This is a genomic window from Pseudomonas sp. App30, assembly GCF_047947025.1.
In the GTDB taxonomy this organism is placed as follows: Bacteria; Pseudomonadota; Gammaproteobacteria; order Pseudomonadales; family Pseudomonadaceae; genus Aquipseudomonas.
Window position 1 is genome coordinate 1506739 of the sequence record NZ_CP133165.1, and the last position, 22858, is coordinate 1529596.

Consider the following 22858-nt stretch of genomic DNA (forward strand, 5'->3'; position numbering starts at 1 on the left):
AAGAGGTTTCATCGATGCCGCTACCGACACCTGAAACCTGGTCACATGGTGCACTGCTTCTGGATTCGGGCCTCACGCGCTTTGCGCTGTGGGCGCCCGACGCCTTCCACGTCAGCGTCGAACTGGGGGATGGGCAGTCACTGCCCATGCTGCCCCAGGACGACGGCTGGTTCGTGATCAAGGCGCACTGCCCACCGGGCACGGCCTACCAGTACCAGATCGACGGCGAACTGCGCGTACCCGACCCGGCGTCCCGCGCCCAGCAGGGCGACGTGCACGGCCCCAGCCTGGTGGTCGACCCCAACGCCTACCCCTGGCAGTTCACCGAGTGGGCCGGCCGCCCCTGGCACGAGGCGGTGATCTACGAACTGCATGTGGGCGCCCTGGGCGGCTTCACCGGCGTGGAGAAACACCTGGCGCGCCTGGCCGAGCTGGGCGTGACCGCCATCGAACTGATGCCCCTGGCGCAGTTCCCCGGCACCCGCAACTGGGGCTACGACGGCGTGCTGCCCTACGCACCACAGTCCTCCTACGGCACGCCCGAGCAGCTCAAGCACCTGATCGACGCCGCCCACGGCCATGGCCTGATGGTGATCCTCGACGTGGTGTACAACCACTTCGGGCCTGACGGCAATTACCTGGGCCGTTATGCCAAGGGCTTCTTCCGCCACGACCAGAAGACCCCGTGGGGCGACGCCATCGACTTCCGCCGCCCGCAGGTGCGTGACTTCTTCATCGACAACGCGCTGATGTGGCTGCTGGAATACCGCTTCGACGGCCTGCGCTTCGACGCCGTGCACGCCATCGAAGACCCCGATTTCCTCAAGCAGATGGCCGCGCGCATTCGCCAGCAGGTCGACGCCCCGCGCCACGTGTGGCTGACCCTGGAGAACGAGCTGAACCAGGCGCACCTGTTGGAAGAAGGCTACGACGCGCAGTGGAACGACGACGGCCACAACGCCCTGCACGTGCTGCTGACCGGCGAGACCGAGGCCTATTACGGCGACTTCGCCGAGCAGCCCACGCAGAAACTGGCGCGCTGCCTCAGCGAGGGCTTCATCTACCAGGGCCAGCGCAACCGCCACGGCGAGCCCCGTGGCGAGCCCAGCGGCCACCTGCCGCCCAACGCCTTCGTGCTGTTCCTGCAGAACCACGACCAGGTCGGCAACCGCGCCTTCGGCGAACGTCTGTCGCAGCTGTGCAGCAGCGACGCCCTGCGCGCGGCCACCACCCTACTGTTGCTGTCGCCCATGGTGCCGCTGCTGTTCATGGGCGACGAAGGCGCGGCCAGCGAGCCGTTCCTGTTCTTCACCGACCACCACGGCGAGCTGGCCAAGGCGGTGCGGGAGGGGCGGCGCAACGAGTTCGCCAGCTTCGCGGTATTCGCCGACGAAGAAAAACGCGAACACATCCCCGACCCCAACGCCGAACAGACCTTCGCCGCCTCGCGCCCCAGCTTTCCCGACGTGGACGCGCCCTGGCCGGTGCTCTACCGGACCCTGCTGGGCCTGCGCCGCGAGTACCTCACCGAGCACCTGCCCGGCAGCCGCTCGCTGGGCGCGCAGGTGCTCGCCGAAGGCGCGGTCAGCGCGCGCTGGCAGCTCAACGATGGCAGCGAACTGCGCATCGACCTCAACCTGAGCGCCGAGCCCGTGGCCGCCGAACTGCCCGACCCACGCCACCGCCTGTTCGACAGCCGCCAGGCGGCCGCCGAATCGGCCCCGGCACACCGCCTTCCCCCTTATAGCGCCCTGGTCAGCCTGACCCCTGCCGGAGATGATGCATGACTGATGAGCGACTGCGGACATTGGCGCAACACGCTGGCCTGGCCGTGCACTGGACCGACGCCAACGGCCGGCCACAAACCGTGGCCGACCCGGTGCTGCGCAAGGTGCTGGCCGGCCTCGGCCACCCTGCCGACACCGACGAGGCCGTGGCGGCCAGCCTTGAAGACCTGAACCGGGTGCGCCGCGACACGCACCTGCCGCCGCTGCTGACCGTGGACCACGGCCAGCCGCTGGACCTGGGCCGCTACTTCCCGGCCCACACCCCGTGCCAAGTATTCCTGGAAGACGGCGCCACCCTGGACCTGCGCCTGGACGCCCACGCCGCCCTGCCCGGCCTGCTGCCGCCCGGCTACCAGGACGTGCGCATCGAAGGCCAGCAGTTCACCCTGGCCGTGGCCCCGCAGCGCTGCTACAGCGTCGGCGATGCCGTGGGCGAAGCCGCGCCGCGGGCCTGGGGCCTCAGCGTGCAGCTGTACAGCCTGCGGCGCAGCGGCGACGGCGGCTTCGGCGACACCCAGGCACTGGAAGCCTTTGCCCGCAGCGCTGGCGAGCGCGGTTGCGACGCCCTGGCCATCAGCCCCATGCACGCCATGTTCAGCAGCGACGCCCACCGCTACAGCCCCTATTCGCCGTCCAGCCGGCTGTTCCTCAACTGCCTGTACGCCGCGCCCGGCGCCATTCTGGGCGAGCGCGCGCTGCGCGTGGCGCTGGATGACGCCGGCCTGGCGGAAACCCTCGGCCACCTCGAGCAGCTGCCGCTGGTGGACTGGCCGGCGGCCGCCGATGCCAAGTTTGCCCTGCTGCGGTCGCTGTACAACGGTTTCAGCCACGGCGACCACCCGCTGACCGCCGACTTCGCCAGCTTCCGCCACGCTGGCGGCGAAGCCTTGGAAAATCACTGCCGGTTCGAGGCCCTGCAGGCCGACTGCGCCGCCCGCGGTGCCAGCCAGGACTGGCGCCAGTGGCCCGCCGAGTGGCACGACCCACAAAGCCCCGCCATCGCCGAGTTCGCCCGCGAGCACAGCGATCAGGTCAGCTTCTACGCCTTCTGCCAATGGCTGGTGGCGCGCAGCCTGGAGCGCGCGCAAAACGCCGCCAGGGCCAGCGGCATGCGCATCGGCCTGATCGCCGACCTGGCGGTGGGTGCCGACGGCGCCGGCAGCCAGGCCTGGAGCCGCCAGGACGAGCTGCTGGCCGACCTCACCGTGGGCGCGCCACCGGACATCCTCAACCGCTCCGGCCAGGGCTGGGGTATCTCCGCGTTCAGCCCCGAAGGCCTGGTGCGCAACGGCTTCCGCGCCTTCATCGAAATGCTGCGGGCCAACTTCGCCCACGCCGGCGGCCTGCGTATCGACCACGTCATGGGCCTGCAGCGCCTGTGGGTGATCCCCATGGGCTCGTTGCCCAGCGAGGGCGCGTACCTGCACTACCCCATCGACGACCTGCTGCGCCTGCTGACCCTGGAGTCGCACCGCCACCAGGCCATCGTCCTCGGCGAAGACCTGGGCACCGTGCCCGACGGCTTGCGCGAAAAACTCAGCGCCCGGCACATGCTGGGCATGCGCGTGCTGCTGTTCGAACAGGCTCACCCCGGCCACTTCCACCCCGTGCTGCACTGGCCCGACAACGCCCTGGCCACCAGCACCACCCACGACCTGTCGACCCTGCATGGCTGGTGGAAGGCCCGTGACATCGACTGGAACCACAAGCTCAACCTCATCGACGAACACACCGAGCGCCACTGGCGCGAAACCCGCGAGCACGAGCGCCGCGGCCTGCGCCATGTGCTGGCGCAGGACAGCCAGAACTTCAGCGGGGAAGGTGAAGAGACCGACCAGGTCATCGATGCCTGCGTGCGCTTCCTCGGCCACACCCGCGCGCCGCTGGTGCTGCTGCCGGTAGAGGACGCCCTGGGCGTGGAGGAACAGCCCAACCTGCCCGGCACCATCGACAGCCACCCCAACTGGCGCCGGCGCTTCAACGGCGACAGCCAGGCGCTGCTCGACGACGAAGACGCCGCCCGGCGCCTGGAGCTGCTTGCCTGCGCCCGCCAACAAGCCAGCGAGCGTGACCGATGAAGGCCATGACCGGCAGCATTCGCCTGCAGTTCCACAAGGACTTCACCCTGGACGACGCCGCGGCCCGGGTGCCGTATTTCAAGCAGCTGGGCATCAGCCACATCTACGCCTCGCCCATCCTCAAGGCGCGGCCCGGCTCCATGCACGGCTACGACGTGGTCGACCCCACCCGCATCAACCCCGAGCTGGGTGGCGAGCCGGCGCTGCGGCGGCTGGTGCAGACCCTGCGCGCCCACGACATGGGCCTGGTGCTGGACATTGTCTCCAACCACATGGCCGTCGGCGGCGGCCACAACCCCTGGTGGCTGGACCTGCTGGAATGGGGCCGGCGCAGCCCCTACGCCGAGTTCTTCGACATCCAGTGGCACTCCCCCGACCCGCTGCTCGAAGGCCAGCTGCTGCTGCCGTTCCTGGGCAACGACTACGGCGCCTGCCTGCAGGCCGGCGAGATCCCGGTGCGCCTGGATGCGAGCGCGGGGCAGTTCTACATCGAGCACTACGAACACCGCTTCCCGGTGTCGCCGCCTGACTATGCCGACCTGCTCAGCCCTGCCGACGACCCGGTGCTGAGCAGCCTGGGCGGCCGCTTCGGCGCCCTGGAGCAAGACCCGCACGCCTACGACAAGGCCATCGAGCTGCGCGGCGAACTGGCGGCCCTGAGCCACAGCCACAAGGCCGCGCTGGACGCCCTGCTGCAACGCTTCGACGCCACCACCGAGGACGGCTTCAAGCGCCTGCACCGGCTGCTGGAGAAACAGCACTACCGCCTGGCCAGCTGGCGCACCGCCGCCGATGACATCAACTGGCGGCGCTTCTTCGACGTCAACGAGCTGGGCGGCCTGCGCGTGGAACGCGCGGCCGTGTTCGACGCCACCCACGCGAAAATCTTCGAACTGGTGCAGCAGGGCCTGATCGACGGCCTGCGCATCGACCACGTGGACGGCCTGGCCGACCCGCGCGGTTATTGCCGCAAGCTGCGCCGACGGGTCGACGGGCTGCTGGCGGCGCGCCCGCCGGAGGCCGCCCTGGCGCACTTCCCCATCTACGTGGAGAAGATCCTCGGCGCCGACGAGCAGCTGCACCGCGACTGGCAGGTGGACGGCACCACCGGCTACGAATTCATGAACCAGGTCTCGCGCCTGCAACACGACCCGGCCGGCGCCGAGCCCCTGGCCGAGCTGTGGAGCAGCCTCAGCGGGCGCCCGGCGGTGTTCGAGGAAGAGGCCCGCGCCGCCCGCCACCTGGTGATCAATGGCACCCTGGCCGGCGACTGCGAGTCGGTGGCCCAGGCCCTGCTGCAGGTCGCCCGTGGCGACCTGATGAGCCGCGACCTGACCCTGGGCGCCATCCGCCGCGCCCTGCAGGCGCTGGTGGTGCACTACCCGGTGTACCGCACCTATATCAACGCCTGCGGGCGCCCCGCACAGGACGAGGGTTTCTTCCAGCAGGCGCTGGAAGGCGCCCGCGCCAGCCTCAGCGAGGCCGACTGGCCGGTGCTCGACTACCTGGCGCGCTGGCTCGGCGGCGAACCCTGGCGCGACCTGCCGCCGGGGCGCCCACGCAAGCTGCTGCGCCATGCCTGCGTGCGCTTCCAGCAGCTGACCTCGCCCACCGCCGCCAAGGCCGTGGAAGACACCGCGTTCTATCGCTCCGCGGTGCTGCTGTCGCGCAACGACGTGGGCTTCGACGCCGAACACTTCAGCGCCCCGCCCCAGGTCTTCCACCAGGCCTGCGAGCAGCGCCTGGCGCACTTCCCCGACAACCTGCTGGCCACCGCCACCCACGACCACAAGCGCGGCGAAGACAGCCGCGCGCGCCTGGCAGTGCTCAGCGAGCGCAGCAGCTGGTACCCCGGCCGCGTCAACCACTGGCTGGAGCTGGCCGAACCGCTGCGTGGCAGCGTCGGCGACAACCCCGCGCCCAGCCCTGGCGATGAACTGATCCTGTTCCAGGCGCTGCTCGGCAGCTGGCCGCTGGGGCTCACTGCCGACGACCGTGAAGGCCTGGAGGCCTACGCCGAACGCCTGTACCAGTGGCAGCAGAAAGCCCTGCGCGAGGCCAAGCTGGCCAGCAGCTGGAGCGCGCCCAACGAGCCCTACGAACAGGCCTGCAAGGCCTACCTGGAAACGCTCCTGCTGGACCCGCAATGCCAGCAGCTGCGCGCCTCGCTGGTGGCCGCGGTGCAGCGCATCAGCCCCGCCGGCGCCTTGAACAGCCTGGTGCAGACCCTGCTGCGCATGACCGTGCCGGGCATTCCCGACCTGTACCAGGGCGCCGAATTCTGGGACCTGAGCCTGGTGGACCCGGACAACCGCCGCCCGGTGGACTACGCTGCCCGTGAGCAGGCCCTGCAGGCCAACCCCAGCCCGGCGCAGCTGGTGCAGGAGTGGGCCAACGGCCATATCAAGCAGCAACTGATTGCCCGCACCCTGCGCCGTCGCGCCGAACACGTCGAGCTGTTCGCCCGCGGCCGTTACCAACCCTTGCCCGTGCAGGGCGAACAGGCCGACCGCGTGTTGGCCTTCGCCCGGATTCATGCCGGTGAACTGGCCATCGTCATCGTGCCACGCCTGGCCAGCGAGCTGCTGGGGGACACCGCCCAGCCGCTCATCGAGGCACCCAAGTGGGGAGATACCCGCGTGGTGCTACCGACTAACTACACTCTGCCTACATTTAAGGGACTTTTTTCGGACGTAGCAGTCACACCCAATAAGGAAGTGTGGCTGAACGCTGCGCTGAAGGATTTTCCGGTCAATCTCTTAGTACAAAGTGACTTGTGATCAGGAGCGTTGAAATGAGTGCTGACGACAAACGTATACGTGAATTCGCCTACCAGATATGGGAATCGGAAGGCAAACCCGAAGGGCATGAAGAGCGCCACTGGGAAATGGCCCGCAAGCTCGCCGAAGCCGAAGCCCTGGCCCCCACCAAGCCGGGCAAGGCCAAGGCCGCCACCGCCAAGCCCAAGGCTGGCAGCGCCACCGAGGCCAAGGCCAAGCCTGCTGCCGCGCCCAAGCCGGTCGCTGCAAAACCCGCTGCCGCCGCCGCGCCCAAAGCCAAGCCCGCGCCCGCGGTGAAGGCCGCCGCCGACAAGCCTGCGGCCGAGAAAAAGCCCCGGGCCGCGGCGAAAAAGCCGCCAGCCAGCTGATCCAGCCAACGCTCCCGGCCCCCGGCTAGCGCCCACGCGCTGCCCGGGGTGCCCGTGTGCACCACCTCTTCAACGCCCCCGTTCACCGGGCTCTGTACCGGCACGGCCCGCTATCGCCCTGAATTCGCAGTGCAAGGACCTTCTCATGACCCGCCAAAAAGCCTTTACCCCCGCCCCAGGCACCGACCCGACCCGCATTCGTGAAGGCCTGCCCTTCCCGCTCGGCGCCACCTGGGACGGCCTGGGGGTCAACTTCGCGCTGTTCTCGGCCAACGCCACCAAGGTCGAGCTGTGCCTGTTCGACTCCAGCGGCGAGCACGAGCTGGAACGCATCGAACTGCCCGAATACACCGACGAGATCTTCCACGGCTACCTGCCCGACGCCCACCCGGGGCTGACCTACGGCTACCGCGTGTACGGCCCGTACGACCCGGAAAACGGCCACCGCTTCAACCACAACAAACTGCTGATCGACCCCTACGCCAAGCAGATGGTCGGCGAGCTGAAATGGTCCGAATCGCTGTTCGGCTACACCATCGGCCACCCCGACGGTGACCTCAGCTTCGACGAACGCGACAGCGCGCCCTTCGTGCCCAAGTGCCGGGTCATCGACCCCGCCTACACCTGGGGCCGCGACCAGCGCGTCAACGTGCCGTGGGACAAGACCATCTTCTACGAGACCCACACCCGCGGCATCAGCATGCGCCACCCCTCGGTGCCCGAGGACGTGCGCGGCACCTTCGCCGGCCTGATGGTGCCGGACGTGGTGGAGCACATCAAAAAGCTCGGCGTGACCTCCATCGAGTTGCTGCCCATCCACGGTTTCGTCAACGACCAGCACCTGCTGCAGAAGGGCCTGAACAACTACTGGGGCTACAACACCATTACCTTCTTCGCCCCGCACCCGCGCTACCTGGCCAACGGCAAGATCGCCGAGTTCAAGGAGATGGTCGCGCACCTGCACGACGCAGGCCTGGAGGTGATCCTCGACGTGGTCTACAACCACACCGCCGAAGGCAACGAGCAGGGCCCGACCCTGTCCATGCGCGGCATCGACAACGCCAGCTACTACCGGCTGATGCCCGACAACAAGCGCTTCTACATCAACGACTCGGGCACCGGCAACACCCTGGACCTGAGCCACCCCTGCGTGCTGCAGATGGTCACCGACTCGCTGCGCTACTGGGCCACCGAGATGCACGTGGACGGCTTCCGCTTCGACCTGGCGACCATCCTGGGCCGCTACCACGAGGGCTTCGACGAACGCCACAGCTTCCTCGTGGCCTGCCGCCAGGACCCGGTGCTGCGCCAGGTCAAGCTGATCGCCGAGCCCTGGGACTGCGGCCCCGGCGGCTACCAGGTGGGCGGCTTCGCCCCCGGTTGGGCGGAATGGAACGACCGCTTCCGCGACACCGCCCGCGCCTTCTGGAAAGGCGACGACGGCCAGCTGGCCGATTTTGCCGGGCGCCTGACCGGCTCCGGCGAGCTGTTCAACCAGCGCGGCCGCCGCCCCTACACCTCGGTGAACTTCATCACCGCCCACGACGGCTTCACTCTGCGCGACCTGGTGTCGTACAACGACAAGCACAACGAGGACAACGACGAGAACAACCAGGACGGCAGCAACAACAACCTGTCCTGGAACCACGGCGTCGAAGGCCCCACCGACGACCGCGAGATCGTCGAGTTGCGCCTGCGGCAGATGCGCAACTTCTTCGCCACGCTGCTGTTCTCCCAGGGCACGCCGATGATCGTCGCCGGCGACGAGTTCGCCCGCACCCAGAACGGCAACAACAACGCCTACTGCCAGGACAGCGAGATCGGCTGGGTGAACTGGGACCTGGACGAGGACGGCAAGGGCCTGCTGCGCTTCGTGCGCCGGCTGATCCGCTTGCGCATGTCCTACCCCATCCTGCGCCGCAACCGTTTCCTGGTGGGCACCTACAACGAGGACATCGGCGTCAAGGACGTCACCTGGCTGGCCCCCGACGCCAGCGAGATGACCACCGAGCAGTGGCATGACAGCCATGGCCGCTGCCTGGGCATGCTGCTCGACGGCCGCGCGCAACCCAGCGGCATCCGCAAGCCGGGGGCCGACGCCACCCTGCTGCTGATCGTCAATGCCCACCACGACGTGGTCAACTTCGTGCTGCCCGAGGTGCCGGAAGGGCAATACTGGACGTGCCTGATCGACACCAACCGCCCCGAACTGCGTGAGCGCGAGCAACTGCCGTTCGGCAGTGACTTCCTCGTCACCGGCCGCTCGCTGCTGCTGTTCGAACTGCACCGGGACGTGGAGGAATGAACCGGGTGCTGGCGGCGACGCTCAAGCGTCCGCCCGGGGGCTACTTCGACGCCAGTGCCCTGCACCACGCCCTCGCCGCCCTGGTGGCCGAGGGCCTCGACCAGCTGCCGCGCCCCGGCACGGGTCGCACCCTGGAGCGCTGGCGCTGCCTGGCCTGGGTGGCCGGGCAGGACCTGGGGCTGTGCAAGCTGTACGAAGGGCACACCGACGCCCTGGCGATCATGGCCGAGCTGGCGGCGCTGCAACCGGCGCCCAACACCACCTGGGGCATGTGGGCCGCCGAACCGCCGAGCGCGCGCCTGAGTGTGCGGCATCATCAGGGGCGCTATTGGCTGGACGGGCGCAAGGCCTGGTGTTCGGGCGCCAGCCAGCTCAGCCATGCGCTGCTCACGGCCTGGGACGAAGGCGGTGAACAGCAACTGGTGGCGGTGGCCCTCAGGCAACCGGGGGTCACCGTCACCGACCTGGGCTGGGACGCCGTGGGCATGGCCGCCACGGGTAGCGTCGAGGTGCTGTTCGAGCAGGCCGAGGGCACCCCGGTGGGCGCGCCCGGCCAATACATCGCCCGGCCGGGGTTCTGGCAGGGCGGCATCGGCATTGCCGCCTGCTGGTACGGCGCCGCGCAGCAACTGGCCCAGCGCCTGCACGGCCACTGCCTGCAACGCGATGACCCGCATGCCTTGGCGCACCTGGGTGCGGTGGACACGGCCCTGGCGGCCATGCGCGCGGTGCTGCAGCAGGCTGCCAGCACCATTGACACCGCTCCCACCGACGATTGCCAATGGCTGGCACGCCGCGCGCGCGCCGTCATCGAACACGGCTGCGAACAGGTGCTGGGCCATGTCGGCCGCGCCCTGGGCGCCAGCCCCTATTGCAAGGACGGCCACTTCGCCCGGCTGGCCGCCGACCTGCCGGTGTTCCTGCGCCAGAGCCACGCCGAACGTGACCTGGCGGCCCTGGGCGAACTGACCCGCCACGCCCTGTCCAGCGAGTGGAACCTATGAACGCCAATCCCATTGTCGGCCACGGCACGCCGCTGGCCGCCTGGCAGGCCTGCCCGCTGCTGGCACAACTGCCGCGCATTGAAGTGGACCGCCTGGTGCCGACCGGCGCGCGGGCCGTCATCGTCGCGCCGCACCCCGACGACGAAGTGCTGGGCAGCGGCGGCCTGCTGCAGCACCTGATCACCCTGGGCCGGCCGGTGCTGCTGGTCGCCGTCACCGACGGCACCGCCAGCCACCCCGGCTCGCAGCGCTGGCCGGTGGCCCGGCTGGGCACCGAGCGCCCGCTGGAAAGCGCCGAGGCCCTGCGCCGCCTGGGCGCCGACACTGAACAATTGAGCTGGCTGCGGGTGGGCCTGGACGACAGTCAGGTCCCCGCCGCCCGCACTCAGCTGCAGGCCTTCCTGCAAGCGCACCTGCAACCCGACGACGTGGTGTTCGCCACCTGGCGCCACGACGGCCACTGCGACCACGAGGCCGTGGGCGAGGCCAGCCGCGCCGCCGCCGAGGCCGTGGGCGCGTGCTGCCACGAAGTGCCGATCTGGACCTGGCACTGGGCCCGCCCCCAGGACCCGCGAGTGCCCTGGCAACGGGCACGCAAGATCGCCCTGAGCCCGGCCATGGTCGCGCGCAAGCGCCACGCCGCCCAGGCGTTCACCAGCCAGCTGGAAGGCGACGCCGCCATCGGCCTGGCGCCGGTGCTGCCGCCGGACGTGCTGGAGCGCCTGCTGCAGCCCTTTGAAGTGGTGTTCCTGTGAGCGTCGACGACAGCGTCTTCGACCAGCTGTTCGCCGGCAACGACGACCCCTGGGCCATGCACCAGCGCTGGTACGAACAGCGCAAGCGCGCCCTGCTGGCCGCCTGCCTGCCACGCGCCCGCTACGCCAGCGTGTTCGAACCCGGCTGCGCCAACGGCGCCACCAGCCAGGTGCTGGCCGCCCGCTGCGACCGCCTGCTGTGCTGCGACACCGCCGCCCGCGCCGTGGCCCTCACCCGCCAGCAACTGGCCGACGCCCCCCACGCCCGCGTCGAACAATGGCGCCTGCCCGCCCAATGGCCCGCCCAGCGCTTCGACCTGATAGTGCTCAACGAGCTGTGCTACTACCTCGACCCGGCAGACCTTGCCCAACTGATCCGCGCCTGCCGCCACAGCCTCACCGCCGACGGCCAGCTGCTGGCCTGCCACTGGCGTGCGCCCATTGATGGCTGCAGCCTGGACGGCGACGGCGTGCACCGGCAGTTGGACGAGGGCTTGGGCATGACCGCGCTGCTGGAACACCGCGAAAAGGATTTCGTGCTGCAACTGTGGAGCCGCGACCCGTTGTCGGTGGCCGAGCACGAAGGCCTGCGATAACCCCGCCGGCCGCGTCCGCAGGCGCCGCATCACCCAGACACACCGCGGCCCCGCCCGGACGCAGCCTTCGGCAGCTGCTACGCGAATGCGGATACCCCATAGACCGCGTCGCCTGCATCGCGGCCAAGGCCGGCTCCTACCACGAATAGTGTAGGAGCCGACTTTAGTCGCGATGCAGACGACGCCATTTCAAGACAGTTGCTGCTACGCGCGTAAAACAACGCGCCCCCGTAGCAGCGGCCGCAGGCCGCGTCCACAGGCGCCGCAGTCACCCAGACACACCGCGGCGCCGCCCGGACGCAGCCTGCGGCAGCTGCTACGCGGGTAAAACAACGCGTCCGCAGGCGCCGCGGTGGCGCAAGGGGAACCGAGCAGGAACACCATCGGTCCCAACCAATAAGCCCCACCGATCCAAGGAGTGACCGTGACCGCCGACCCCACCGGCCAGGCCCGCCGCAACCGCCCCCCCGAGCAGCCGCTGGCGGTGCACCGGATGCGTATCCTGACCGTCAATACCCACAAGGGCTTCACCGCCTTCAACCGCCGTTTCATCCTGCCCGAGTTGCGCGAAGCGGTGCGCAGCACCGGCGCCGACCTGGTGTTCCTGCAGGAGGTGCTGGGCGAGCACGACGGCCACGCCGAGCGCCACCACAACTGGCCGCAGACCTCGCAGTACGAGTTCCTCGCCGACAGCATGTGGAGCGACTACGCCTACGGCCGCAACGCGGTGTACCCCGACGGCCACCACGGCAACGCGCTGCTGTCGAAATACCCGATTCTGCGCTACCGCAACCTCGACGTGTCGATCACCGGCCCCGAGCGCCGTGGCCTGCTGCACTGCGTGTTGCAGGTACCGGGGCATGACGAGGTGCATGCGATCTGCGTGCACCTGTCGCTGCTGGAGAGCCATCGCCAGCAGCAGCTGGGGCTGTTGCGCCAGCTGCTCGACTCGCTACCCGAGGACGCGCCGGTGATCATCGCCGGCGACTTCAACGACTGGAAGCTGCGCGGCAACGCCACGCTCACCCGCGCCCAGGACCTCCACGAGGCGTTCGAGCAGCACCACGGCAGCCTGGCACGCACCTACCCGGCGCGCTTCCCGCTGCTGCGCCTGGACCGGGTGTACCTGCGCAACGCCACCAGCCATGAGCCGGTAATCCTGGGCAACAAGCCCTGGACGCATCTGTCCGATCATCTGCCATTGACGGTGGAAGTGCATCTGTAGGGATTGTTTTGGAATAGCGCGGCGCGCGCATAGATATTCAGCTGCTTAGCAATTTCATTAGCGGCGGTTTTTCAAACACTTGCCGGCGCTGATTAGCAAGCTAAGGAAAAACCCCGCTTTCTTGACGCTGGCCCCCTCCTCTCCTTAGCTACAGGTAACACAACACAACAAAAAAACACCGCCCCAAGCCTCTGTTCCGCGCCTTTCAGCGCGCCCAGCAGAGCCTGGGGCGCTGGCTTCGGCTGCCCTGCCCTTGATGCGACGCACACGGCGACTCCCCTGCCAGACCCACGACACTGGAGCCACGCCATGCACACCTTCCAACAGCGTTTCCTCTTCGCCGCCTGCGCCTCCATGCTGCTGGCCGCCCCCGCCCGTGCGGTAGCGGCGGAGCCCGCAGAAGACCCGCTCGGGCCGCTGGACCTGAGCAATCGCACCTTCACCAGCACCGGCGTGTCGAACCCCGCCAGCAACGGCGGCCAGTACACCGTGTTCGCCAAGGGCATGGGCGTGGCCTGGAGCGTCAGCTCCCAGGTGCAGGACAGCGGCCGCCCGGACAACGCCCGCGCCATGGCCGTGGCCCTGGGCGGCACGGTGGCGTTCGTGCTGGGGGAAAACTGGTCGTTCGAGCCCCAGGCGCAGTTGATCAACCAGCAGCTGGTACCCGGTGCCGCCGGGCAAGGGCCCCGGCTGCTGAGCGACGACAGCGAGCCGAGCTGGAGCGGCCGGGTAGGCGCGCGGCTGGCCGGCCACTACCAACTGGGCAGCACCAGCGTCGAGCCGTTCGTGCGCACCAGCCTGACCTACACCTTCAGCAACGACAGCCCGGTGGCCCTGGCGCCGGTGGACAAGATCACCAGCAGCCGCAACTCGTCCACCGTGGAAGTGGGCCTGGGGCTGGTGGCGCGGATGACGCCCACGGTGAGTTTCTTCGTGACGGCCGACTACAGCAGCCCCAGCGACCAGAATGACCTGAACGGGTTGATTGGTGACCTGGGGGTGAAGGTGCGCTGGTGACGCGGGAGATGCCGCGTTGTGCCCATCGCGACCAAGGTCGGCTCCTACCACGATTGGCGTAGGAGCCGGCCTTGGCCGCGATGGGGTCGACGCTATGACACCTGCGGACGCAGGATCAGCACCGCCAGCGGCGGCAAATTCAGCGACAGCGACAGCGGCTGCCCATGGCTGTGCACCGGCTCGGTGGCCACCGCGCCGCCGTTGCCGACGTTGGAACCGGCGTAGATCTCGGCGTCGCTGTTGAGCACCTCTTCCCAGCGCTCGGCAAACGGCACGCCGATGCGGTAGCCCTCGCGCGGCACCGGGGTGAAGTTGGCCACCACCAGCAGCGGCTCGCCCGACTTGCTCCAGCGCAACCAGGCAAACACACTGTTGGCCGCATCGTCGCCAATCAGCCACTGGAAGCCCTGGGGCACGCAGTCCTGCTCGTGCAGCGCCGGGTACTCGCGGTACAGCCGGTTAAGGTCGCCCACCAGCTTCTGCACCCCCAGGTGCTCGGTGTACTTGAGCAAGTACCAGTCCAGCTCGGTGTCGTGGTTCCACTCGCGCCACTGACCGAACTCACAGCCCATGAACAGCAGCTTCTTGCCCGGGTGCGCCCACATGAACGTCAGGTAGGCGCGCAGGTTGGCGAATTTCTGCCAGCGGTCGCCGGGCATCTTGTCGATCAGCGAGTGCTTGCCGTGCACCACCTCGTCGTGGGAAATGGGCAGGATGAAATGCTCGGAATAGGCGTAGATCAGCCCGAAGCTCATTTCATTGTGGTGATGGGTACGGTGGATCGGGTCATTCTGGATGTAGTGCAGCGTGTCGTGCATCCAGCCCATGTTCCACTTGTAGGCAAAGCCCAAACCGCCCTGCTGGGTCGGCTGGCTCACGCCCGGCCAGGCCGTGGACTCCTCGGCGATCACCAGGGCGCCGGGCGCCTCCAGGGCCACCACGTCGTTGAGGTGGCGCAGGAAGTCGATGGCTTCCAGGTTCTCGCGGCCACCGTAGCGGTTGGGAATCCACTCTCCGGCCTTGCGCGAATAGTCGCGGTACAGCATCGAGGCCACCGCGTCCACGCGCAGGCCGTCGACGTGGAAATGCTTGAGCCAGTGCAGCGCCGAGGCCAGCATGAAGCCGTGCACCTCGGTGCGGCCCAGGTTGTAGATCAGCGTGTCCCAGTCCTGGTGGAAGCCCTCCAGGGGGTTGTCGTATTCGTACAGCGCGGTGCCGTCGAAGCGCGCCAGGCCGTGGGTGTCGGTAGGGAAATGCGCGGGCACCCAGTCGAGGATCACCCCAATGCCACCCTTGTGGCAGGCGTCGATGAACGCAGCGAAGTCTTCCGGCGAGCCGTAGCGTGACGACGGCGCGAACTGCGACAGCGGCTGGTAGCCCCAGGAGCCGCCGAACGGGTGCTCCATGATCGGCATCAGCTCGATGTGGGTGAAGCCCAGCTGCTGCACGTAGGGCACCAGGCGCTCGGCCAGCTCGTGCCAGTTGTAGGCACGGATGGCGCCCTCTTCGTTGACCTCGCACTGCCAGGAACCGGCGTGCAACTCGTAGATCGACAGCGGCTTGTTGACCCCATGGTGCTCGCCGCGGCGCTGCATCCAGTCGTCATCGCCCCAGTGGTAGCTGAGCGGGCGCGCCACCTTGGAAGCAGTGGACGGCGGCAGCTCGGTGGCCAGCGCCAGCGGGTCGGCCTTGAGCGGCAACACGCCGTCGTGGCCGAGCACCTCGTACTTGTAGGTCTCGCCCGGCTGCAGGCGCGGCACGAAAATCTCCCACACCCCCGACGGATGACGCAGGCGCATGGGGTGGCGGCGGCCGTCCCAGACGTTGAAGTCACCCACCACCGACACGCGCCGGGCGTTCGGCGCCCACACCGAAAAACGTACGCCGTCGACGCCGTCCACGGTGACGCACTGGGCCCCCAGCGCACTGCTCAGATCACGGTGGTTGCCCTCGGCAAACAGGTACAGGTCCATCTCGCCCAACAGCTCGCCAAAGCTGTAGGGGTCCTCGGCGACCTGTTCACCGCCGGCCCATTGCACCTTCAGCAGGTACGGGCGCTGGTCGTGGAAATGGCCGACGAAGAACCCGGGCACCTCGCCCTGTTCCAGCGCGCCACGTTCCTGCTGACTGTCCTTGTCGAGCACTTGCACGCTAAGGGCATTAGGCAGGTAGGCACGGATATATTGCCCGCCCGCACCGTCCGGGTGCGGGCCCAGTACCGCGAACGGGTCGCGGTGGTCGGCACGGATCAGCGCCTCGATGTCCGCCTTGTGCGGAAAAGCCCCGACCTTGCCCTGTTCCTTGTGCGCGTTCATTGACTACTCTCCCCTGGTGCTCAGTAACCCGAATAGCCCATGCAAAGGCACGGCCAGCCAACTCGGGCGATTCTCGGCTTCGTATGCGATTTCGTAGCAGGCCTTCTCCAGGCTGAACAGCTCCAGCGCGGCGCGTTCGCCGTCGCTGTGCTGCCAGGCATGGGCAAGGCTGGCGGTAGCCAACCCGTAGGCCTCGATAAAGGCGTGACGGGCTTCATGCAAATAACGCTTGGCGACGCGCTGGCGGGCCTGTTCGGCTTCCACCGAGTCGTCCACTTCCTCGGCACCGCGCATGGCCATGGCGGCAGCGTAGTCGAAGGAGCGCAGCACGCCACTGACGTCCTTGTAGGGGCTGTATTTGCCCCGGCGCTCTTCCAGCGGCCGCGCCGGTTCACCCTCGAAGTCGATCAGGTAGGCGTCGCCCTGCACTACCAGCACCTGGCCCAGGTGCAGGTCGCCATGCACGCGCATGATGAGGCCGCCCACGGCTTGCTGGCTGAGGTGCTCGATGTGCGCCAGCAGCGACTCACGCTGTTTGAGCAGGTCGTCCACCAGGCCGCGGTCGTCTTCCACCAATTCGTCGTAATGCTGCTCCAGCAGCTGCAGTGCTCGCTTCAACTGGCCGCCGACGCTGGCGTTCCAGGCCTGGCCGTCGGCCTTGCGGCTGGGGCTGGCCTTGAAGTCGAGGTTGTCGGTGGGCGCCGCCAGCACCTGGTGCATCTCGCCCAGGCGCTGGCCCAGCAGGCCGGCAAAGTCGGCCAGCTCTCCCAGGGCGTTGTAGTGCTGTTCCTGGTCAGAGCGGGCCATGGCCATGTCGTCGCGCACCGCGCGTTCCAGGTTGTTCTGGGTCCAGGCCCAGGCGTCGCCCTGGTTGTTCAGGTAGCCCTGGGCAATCATCAGCAGGTGCGGCAGGCCTTCCGGGTCCACGCGGCTGACCGAGCCCAGCAACGGCGAGATGTTGGCGAAGCCGGCGGCCGTCAGGTAGGCGCCCATCTCCAGTTCCGGGTGGATGCCGCCGCTGACCTTGCGGATCATCTTCAGCACCATGCTGCCGCCCACCACCACCGAGCTATTGGACTGCTCGGCGGACAGGTAGCGAATCTCCGGCTCGTCCGCCAGGTTCAGGCGCGCCAGCTCCGGCGTGGGCACGAAGCGAATCTCGCCCTCGTCGCAGGTGAGCACGGTGTTGGCCTTGAGGCCCTGCACCACCGCGCGAATGAAACTTTCCAGCACGAAGGCGTCGGTGATCAGCCCCACCTGGCGGTTGCGCCGCACCCGTGACAGCGCCAGCTGGTGCGGCAACGCGCTGCTGGGCTGGTCTTCGCCCAGCAGGCCGAAGGGGAACTGGTAACGGCTGACGGTGCCGGCGCTGCGCACTTCAATCTCGCTGAGCAATACCGGGGCGGAAGGCGTGCCGAAGCGCACGCCGTAAGCGATGCGGACCTGTTCGATGGCGCTGTCCTTGCCGGCGAACCAGCGGCGTTTAGGCAGGTATTGGGGCAGCGCGCTGGTTTCCAGGCTGCTGCGCGACGGTTCTTCCAGGAGCTCTTCCATACGTTTCTTCAACACCAGGGTGAGGAAATCGGGCAACGGCTGCGCCGGTTCCACATGCCAGCTGGGCATCTGCGCGGCGGACGCCAGCAAGAACCAGTAGAAACCATAGGGCGGCAACGTCAGCAGAAAGTTCAGTTGGCCGATGGGCGGGAAGGCGCTGCCGCCGAGCATTTCCACCGGCACCATGCCGGCGTACTGGGACAGGTCCAGCTCGGCCGCCTGGGCGGCGCGCGAGACGTTGGCCACGCACAGGATCAGCTCGGTCTTGCCGTCGGGCCCGGTGTATTCGCGGATATAGGCCAGGATGCGGCGGTTGCTGGGCGACAGCATTTTCAGCGTGCCGCGGCCAAAGGCCTTCTGCTGCTTGCGCACGGCCAGCAGGCGGCGGTGCCAGTTGAGCAGCGAATGAGGGTCGTTGGACTGGGTCTCGACGTTCACCGACTGGTAGCCGTACAGCGGGTCCATGATCGGCGGCAGCACCAGGCTGGCCGGGTCGGCGCGCGAGAAGCCGCCGTTGCGGTCGATGGACCACTGCATGGGCGTGCGCACGCCGTCGCGGTCGCCCAGGTAGATGTTGTCGCCCATGCCGATCTCGTCGCCGTAATACAGCGTCGGCGTGCCGGGCATGGACAGCAGCAGGCTGTTGAGCAGTTCGATGCGCCGCCGATCACGCTCCAGCAACGGTGCCAGGCGCCGGCGGATGCCCAGGTTGATGCGCGCGCGGCGGTCGGCGGCGTAGTAGTTCCACAGGTAGTCGCGCTCGCGGTCGGTGACCATTTCCAGGGTCAGTTCATCGTGGTTGCGCAGGAAGATCGCCCACTGGCAGTTGCGCGGAATTTCCGGGGTCTGGCGCAGGATGTCGGTGATGGGGAAACGGTCTTCCTGGGCCACGGCCATGTACATGCGCGGCATCAGCGGGAAGTGGAAGGCCATGTGGCATTCGTCGCCGTCGTCGCCCTTGACGTCGCCGAAGTACAGCTGGGTGTCCTCGGGCCACTGGTTGGCCTCGGCCAGCAGCATGCGGTCGGGGTAATTGGCGTCGATCTCGGCGCGGATCTGCTTGAGCACCTGGTGGGTCTCGGGCAGGTTCTCGTTGTTGGTGCCGTCGCGCTCGATCAGGTACGGAATGGCATCCAGGCGCAGGCCGTCGATACCCATGTCCAGCCAGTAGCGCATCACCCCCAGCACTGCTTTCATCACCTGGGGGTTGTCGAAGTTGAGGTCCGGCTGGTGCGAGTAGAAGCGGTGCCAGAAGTACTGGCCGGCCACCGGGTCCCAGGTCCAGTTGGACTTTTCGGTGTCGAGGAAAATGATCCGGGTGCCGTCGTACTTGTCGTCGGTGTCCGACCACACGTAGAAGTCCCGTGCCCGCGAGCCGGGCTTGGCGTGGCGGGCGCGCTGGAACCAGGGGTGCTGGTCGGAGGTATGGTTGATGACCAGCTCGGTGATCACCCGCAGCCCGCGCTCGTGGGCCTCGGCGATAAAACGCCGGGCGTCGGCCATGGTCCCGTAGTCGGGGCTCACGGCCTTGTATTCGGCGATGTCGTAGCCATCGTCACGGCGCGGCGAGGGGTAGAACGGCAGCAGCCAGATGGTGTTCACGCCCAGCTCGGCGATGTAGTCGAGCTTCTCGATCAGGCCGGGAAAGTCGCCAATGCCGTCGTTGTTGGAGTCGAAGAACGACTTCACGTGCACCTGGTAGATCACCGCGTCCTTGTACCACAGGGGGTCGTTGATGAACGCGGCCGTGCGGGGTTTCTTCGCCATGGGTCAGGTCCTTTTCAGAGCGCCGCGCTGATGCGCCAGATGCCGAACGGCTGGTAGCCGGGGTCGATGCGCATCCATTGGGTCTTGCCGTACCAGGTCCAGCGGTGGCCGGTCATCAGGTCCTCGCCCGACGTGGCGGCGTTGTCGTCCAGGCCCAACTCCCACAGCGGCAGTTCGAAGTGCGCCTCCTGCACGTTGTAGGGGTCGAGGCTGACGGCCACCAGGATGTAGTTGCGGCGGTCGGCGGTGCGCTTGGCGAAATAGAGGATGTTGTCGTTCCAGCACTGCAGCACCTGCAGGCCCAGGTGCGTCTGCAGCGCCGGGTTCTGCCGGCGGATACGGTTGAGCTGGGCGATCTCGGCGATGATGTTGCCCGGCGCGGTGTAGTCGCGCGGGCGGATCTCGTACTTCTCCGAGTCCAGGTACTCTTCCTTGCCGGGAATGGGCGCCGACTCGCATAGCTCGAAGCCCGAATACATGCCCCACAGGCCCGAGCCCATGGTGGCCAGGGCGGCGCGGATAAGGAAGCCGGCGCGCCCGGATTCATGCAGGAAGAACGGGTTGATGTCCGGCGTGTTGACGAAGAAATTCGGCCGGTAGCAGTCGGCCCACGGCGGCTGGTTGAGCTGGGTGAAGTACTCGGTCAGCTCGGCCTTGGTGTTGCGCCAGGTGAAGTAGGTGTAGCTCTGGGAGTAACCGACCTTGCCCAGGCGCGCCATCATCGCCGGCTTGGTGAACGCCTCGGCGAGGAACATCACCTCGGGATGGTCGCGGCGCACGTCCTCGATCAGCCATTGCCAGAACGGCAGCGGCTTGGTGTGCGGGTTGTCGACGCGGAAGATTTTCACGCCCTGCTCCACCCAGCCCACCACCACGTCGCGCAGGGCCAGCCACAGGCTGGGAATGGCGTCGGCGGCGTAGAAGTCGACGTTGACGATGTCCTGGTATTTCTTCGGCGGATTTTCCGCGTAGCGAATGGTGCCGTCCGGGCGCCAGCTGAACCAGCCCGGGTGTTCCACCAGCCAGGGGTGGTCCTGGGAGCACTGGATGGCGAAGTCCAGGGCAATCTCCAGGCCGTGGTCGGCGGCAGCGGCCACCAGCCGGCGGAAGTCCTCGCGGCTGCCCAGCTGCGGGTGAATGGCGTCGTGGCCGCCGTCGGCGCTGCCGATCGCGTACGGGCTGCCGGGGTCGTCCGGGCCGGCCTCCAGGGAGTTGTTGCGGCCCTTGCGGTGCTTGCGGCCGATGGGGTGGATGGGCGGGAAATACAGCACGTCGAAGCCCATGTCGCGGATCATCGGCAGGCGTTCGTGGACGTCGTTGAAGGTGCCGTGGCGGGCCGGGTCGTCGGTGATCGAGCGCGGGAACAGCTCGTACCAACTGGCGAACTGGGCGCGCTCGCGCTCCACTTCCACCGGGAACAGCTGGCTCTTGCTGAGGTAGGCCTGAGGGTCGGCCAGGCTCATCAGCGCGGCGGTGTCTTTCTGCAGCAGCAGCGCCACCTGGCCGTCCGGGTCCAGGCCCTGGAACTGATCGTGCAGGTGCAGCAGTTGGCGGCGCAGGCCCTCCTCGCTTTTCTCGGCGCTGTGCACCAGGTGCAGGCGGCCTTCTTCAAGCTCCAGGCCGATGGGCACGCCGGCGGCGTATTTCTTTTCCAGCTCGTAGCGGTAGCTGGCGAAGTGATCGATCCAGGCCTCGATGCTGAACACATGGCGGCCCACCTGGCCGACGCTGAAGTGGCCCTGCCAGCTGTCGTTGCCCAGGTCCTTCATGCCCACGCTGTGCCAGCTGTCCGAGCCCAGGGCGCGCCAGCGCAGCACCACGGCCAGCTTGTCGTGGCCGTCGGCGTAGACCTTGCTGTTCACCGTCAGGGTCTGGCCGGTGACGGCCTTCACCGCAAACTGGCCGCCGTCGATGGCGGGCGTGGTGTTTTCGATCACGATTCGTGGCAACAGCAGGGCCTGGGACAGGCTCAGCGCCTGTTCATTGCTCTGCTCGGCCGCCTGGCCGGTTTCGAAGGGTTGATCCGCGGTCATCGAGCATCTCCTCCACGCCCCAAGGACGCTCATCCATTACCGTTAACGCCGGCACAGGGGTGCCAACGCCTGACTTAAGTTCCGAGCCATGGGGGTGCTGAAAGTTCAGCAGCAGTGATGCCCGGGAGTCATCGGCGGCTGCCTGCTGTCCAGATCCCTGAGTACCCCGAAAACTGCGAGGAACCCCATGAATATCCCTATCCCCGCCGAAACGCCGGACCCCAACATCGACGACCCGACCCTGCCGCCGCCCGACCCCAACGTGGACCCGGACGAGCTGCCGGTGAAACCCACCGTGCCGCCTACCGTGGGCGATCCACCGAGCCAGGAGCCGCCGGCGCAGCTGTGAACGGACGTGAACGGATTTTTTCGCGATAGCGACTAGAGAGCATAGATGCGCCGGGAATAAGCGTGACTGTCAGGTCATGAAATTTTTCCCGACAACGCGCTCCCCCGCAGGCTGCGTCCTGTGGGAGCTGGCTTGCCAGCGAGCTGTTGGGGCCATAAAAGCTCGCTGGCAAGCCAGCTCCCACAAGACATTCCTGCTACGGGTCGCGGGGTGAAGGGTCCTTGGCTTCAAAGCGCCCCACCACGATCGGCATGACTGCCAGCACGCCCAGCGCCAGCAGCGTGCTGAGCAACGCCGTGGCCTCGCGCCCCATGCCGGCGGCGACGCCGATGGCGGCAGTCATCCACAGGCCCGCCGCGGTGGTCAGGCCCTTCACGTGATGGGCATCCTCGGCATGGCCCTTGAGAATCGTCCCCGCGCCCAGAAAGCCGATGCCCGCCACCAGCCCCTGCACCACCCGGCTGATCGCCGCTGGGTCGGCACCGGCCATTTGCGGCACCAGGATGAACAGCGCGGCGCCCAGGGAGACCAGCATGTGCGTGCGCACCCCGGCCGCCTTGCCCTTGTGCTCGCGTTCAAAACCGAGAATGCCACCCAGCACCCCGGCCATCAGCAGGCGCACGGCGACGCGGGTCAGTTGCGAAGCGTCGGTGATGTCGGCGAATTCGGCGACCAGGGTGTTCCAGGCTTCATGCCACCAGGCGTTCATTGCAAGGGCCTTCACGGGGGGACTTGAGCTATTGACCCTCCCCCCGCCCAGGAAGTGCCCGTAGCAGCGGCCAAAGGCCGCGTCACAGGCGCCGCCGCCATGCCTGGGCACCGCATTCAACCCCGGACGCGGCCTGCGGCCGCTGCTACAGGGGCACGTACCTCCTCGATCGCGTCGTCTGCATCGCGGCCAAGGCCGGCTCCTACCACGGACGAC

15 protein-coding genes are annotated in these 22858 nt (G+C 67.9%); 11 read left to right on the forward strand and 4 right to left on the reverse strand.

Features of this window, described 5'->3' with window-relative positions:
• Positions 1–14: 14 nt before the first annotated feature.
• From treZ to RAM80_RS06745, 10 genes are all read left to right on the forward strand, one after another.
• On the forward strand, positions 15–1787 hold the full coding sequence (gene treZ, locus RAM80_RS06700) for a malto-oligosyltrehalose trehalohydrolase (RefSeq protein WP_416425439.1): 1773 nt from the start codon (positions 15–17) through the stop codon (positions 1785–1787).
• Positions 1784–3865 carry a 4-alpha-glucanotransferase gene (gene malQ, locus RAM80_RS06705; protein WP_416425440.1) on the forward strand — a complete coding sequence of 694 codons (2082 nt, stop codon included), beginning with the start codon at positions 1784–1786 and terminating at the stop codon, positions 3863–3865. The genes treZ and malQ overlap by 4 nt, the downstream gene beginning before the upstream one ends.
• Positions 3862–6645 carry a malto-oligosyltrehalose synthase gene (locus RAM80_RS06710; protein WP_416425441.1) on the forward strand — a complete coding sequence of 928 codons (2784 nt, stop codon included), beginning with the start codon at positions 3862–3864 and terminating at the stop codon, positions 6643–6645. Before malQ ends, RAM80_RS06710 begins: the two co-directional genes overlap by 4 nt.
• Positions 6646–6659: 14 nt before the next feature.
• Positions 6660–7013, forward strand: a complete 354-nt coding sequence (locus RAM80_RS06715) for a DUF2934 domain-containing protein (protein WP_416425442.1) — start codon at positions 6660–6662, stop codon at positions 7011–7013.
• 145 nt (positions 7014–7158) lie between these two features.
• Positions 7159–9318, forward strand: coding sequence for a glycogen debranching protein GlgX (glgX, locus tag RAM80_RS06720; RefSeq protein WP_416425443.1), 2160 nt, complete (start codon positions 7159–7161; stop codon positions 9316–9318).
• The gene (locus RAM80_RS06725) at positions 9315–10322 is read left to right on the forward strand and encodes an acyl-CoA dehydrogenase (RefSeq protein WP_416425444.1); all 1008 of its coding nucleotides are present in this window, start codon (positions 9315–9317) and stop codon (positions 10320–10322) included. Before glgX ends, RAM80_RS06725 begins: the two co-directional genes overlap by 4 nt.
• A complete protein-coding gene (locus RAM80_RS06730) occupies positions 10319–11077 on the forward strand; it encodes a PIG-L deacetylase family protein (protein ID WP_416425445.1) in 759 nt (252 codons plus the stop codon). The genes RAM80_RS06725 and RAM80_RS06730 overlap by 4 nt, the downstream gene beginning before the upstream one ends.
• Positions 11074–11673, forward strand: coding sequence for an SAM-dependent methyltransferase (locus RAM80_RS06735; protein WP_416425446.1), 600 nt, complete (start codon positions 11074–11076; stop codon positions 11671–11673). Before RAM80_RS06730 ends, RAM80_RS06735 begins: the two co-directional genes overlap by 4 nt.
• Before the next feature lie 493 nt (positions 11674–12166).
• On the forward strand, positions 12167–12898 hold the full coding sequence (locus RAM80_RS06740) for an endonuclease/exonuclease/phosphatase family protein (RefSeq protein WP_416427428.1): 732 nt from the start codon (positions 12167–12169) through the stop codon (positions 12896–12898).
• A gap of 309 nt (positions 12899–13207) precedes the next feature.
• The gene (locus RAM80_RS06745) at positions 13208–13915 is read left to right on the forward strand and encodes an autotransporter domain-containing protein (RefSeq protein ID WP_416425447.1); all 708 of its coding nucleotides are present in this window, start codon (positions 13208–13210) and stop codon (positions 13913–13915) included.
• A 92-nt stretch (positions 13916–14007) separates the two neighbouring features.
• Here the strand turns inward: RAM80_RS06745 and glgB are convergent, their stop codons facing one another.
• Genes glgB through RAM80_RS06760 form a run of 3 tightly spaced genes read right to left on the reverse strand, consistent with a single transcriptional unit; the run spans position 14008 to position 21584 of the window.
• Entirely contained in the window at positions 14008–16230 is a 2223-nt protein-coding gene (gene glgB, locus RAM80_RS06750) for a 1,4-alpha-glucan branching protein GlgB (RefSeq protein ID WP_416425448.1), read from the reverse strand.
• A 3-nt stretch (positions 16231–16233) separates the two neighbouring features.
• Positions 16234–19551 carry a maltose alpha-D-glucosyltransferase gene (gene treS, locus RAM80_RS06755; RefSeq protein WP_416425449.1) on the reverse strand — a complete coding sequence of 1106 codons (3318 nt, stop codon included), beginning with the start codon at positions 19549–19551 and terminating at the stop codon, positions 16234–16236.
• A gap of 14 nt (positions 19552–19565) precedes the next feature.
• The gene (locus tag RAM80_RS06760) at positions 19566–21584 is read right to left on the reverse strand and encodes an alpha-1,4-glucan--maltose-1-phosphate maltosyltransferase (protein ID WP_416425450.1); all 2019 of its coding nucleotides are present in this window, start codon (positions 21582–21584) and stop codon (positions 19566–19568) included.
• Between the two features lie 187 nt (positions 21585–21771).
• On the opposite strand from RAM80_RS06760, the gene RAM80_RS06765 reads away from it, so the two are divergent.
• The gene (locus tag RAM80_RS06765) at positions 21772–21933 is read left to right on the forward strand and encodes a hypothetical protein (RefSeq protein ID WP_416425451.1); all 162 of its coding nucleotides are present in this window, start codon (positions 21772–21774) and stop codon (positions 21931–21933) included.
• 196 nt (positions 21934–22129) lie between these two features.
• On the opposite strand, the gene RAM80_RS06770 is transcribed toward RAM80_RS06765, so the two are convergent.
• On the reverse strand, positions 22130–22642 hold the full coding sequence (locus tag RAM80_RS06770; RefSeq protein ID WP_416425452.1) for an MgtC/SapB family protein: 513 nt from the start codon (positions 22640–22642) through the stop codon (positions 22130–22132).
• Between the last annotated feature and the right edge of the window lie 216 nt (positions 22643–22858).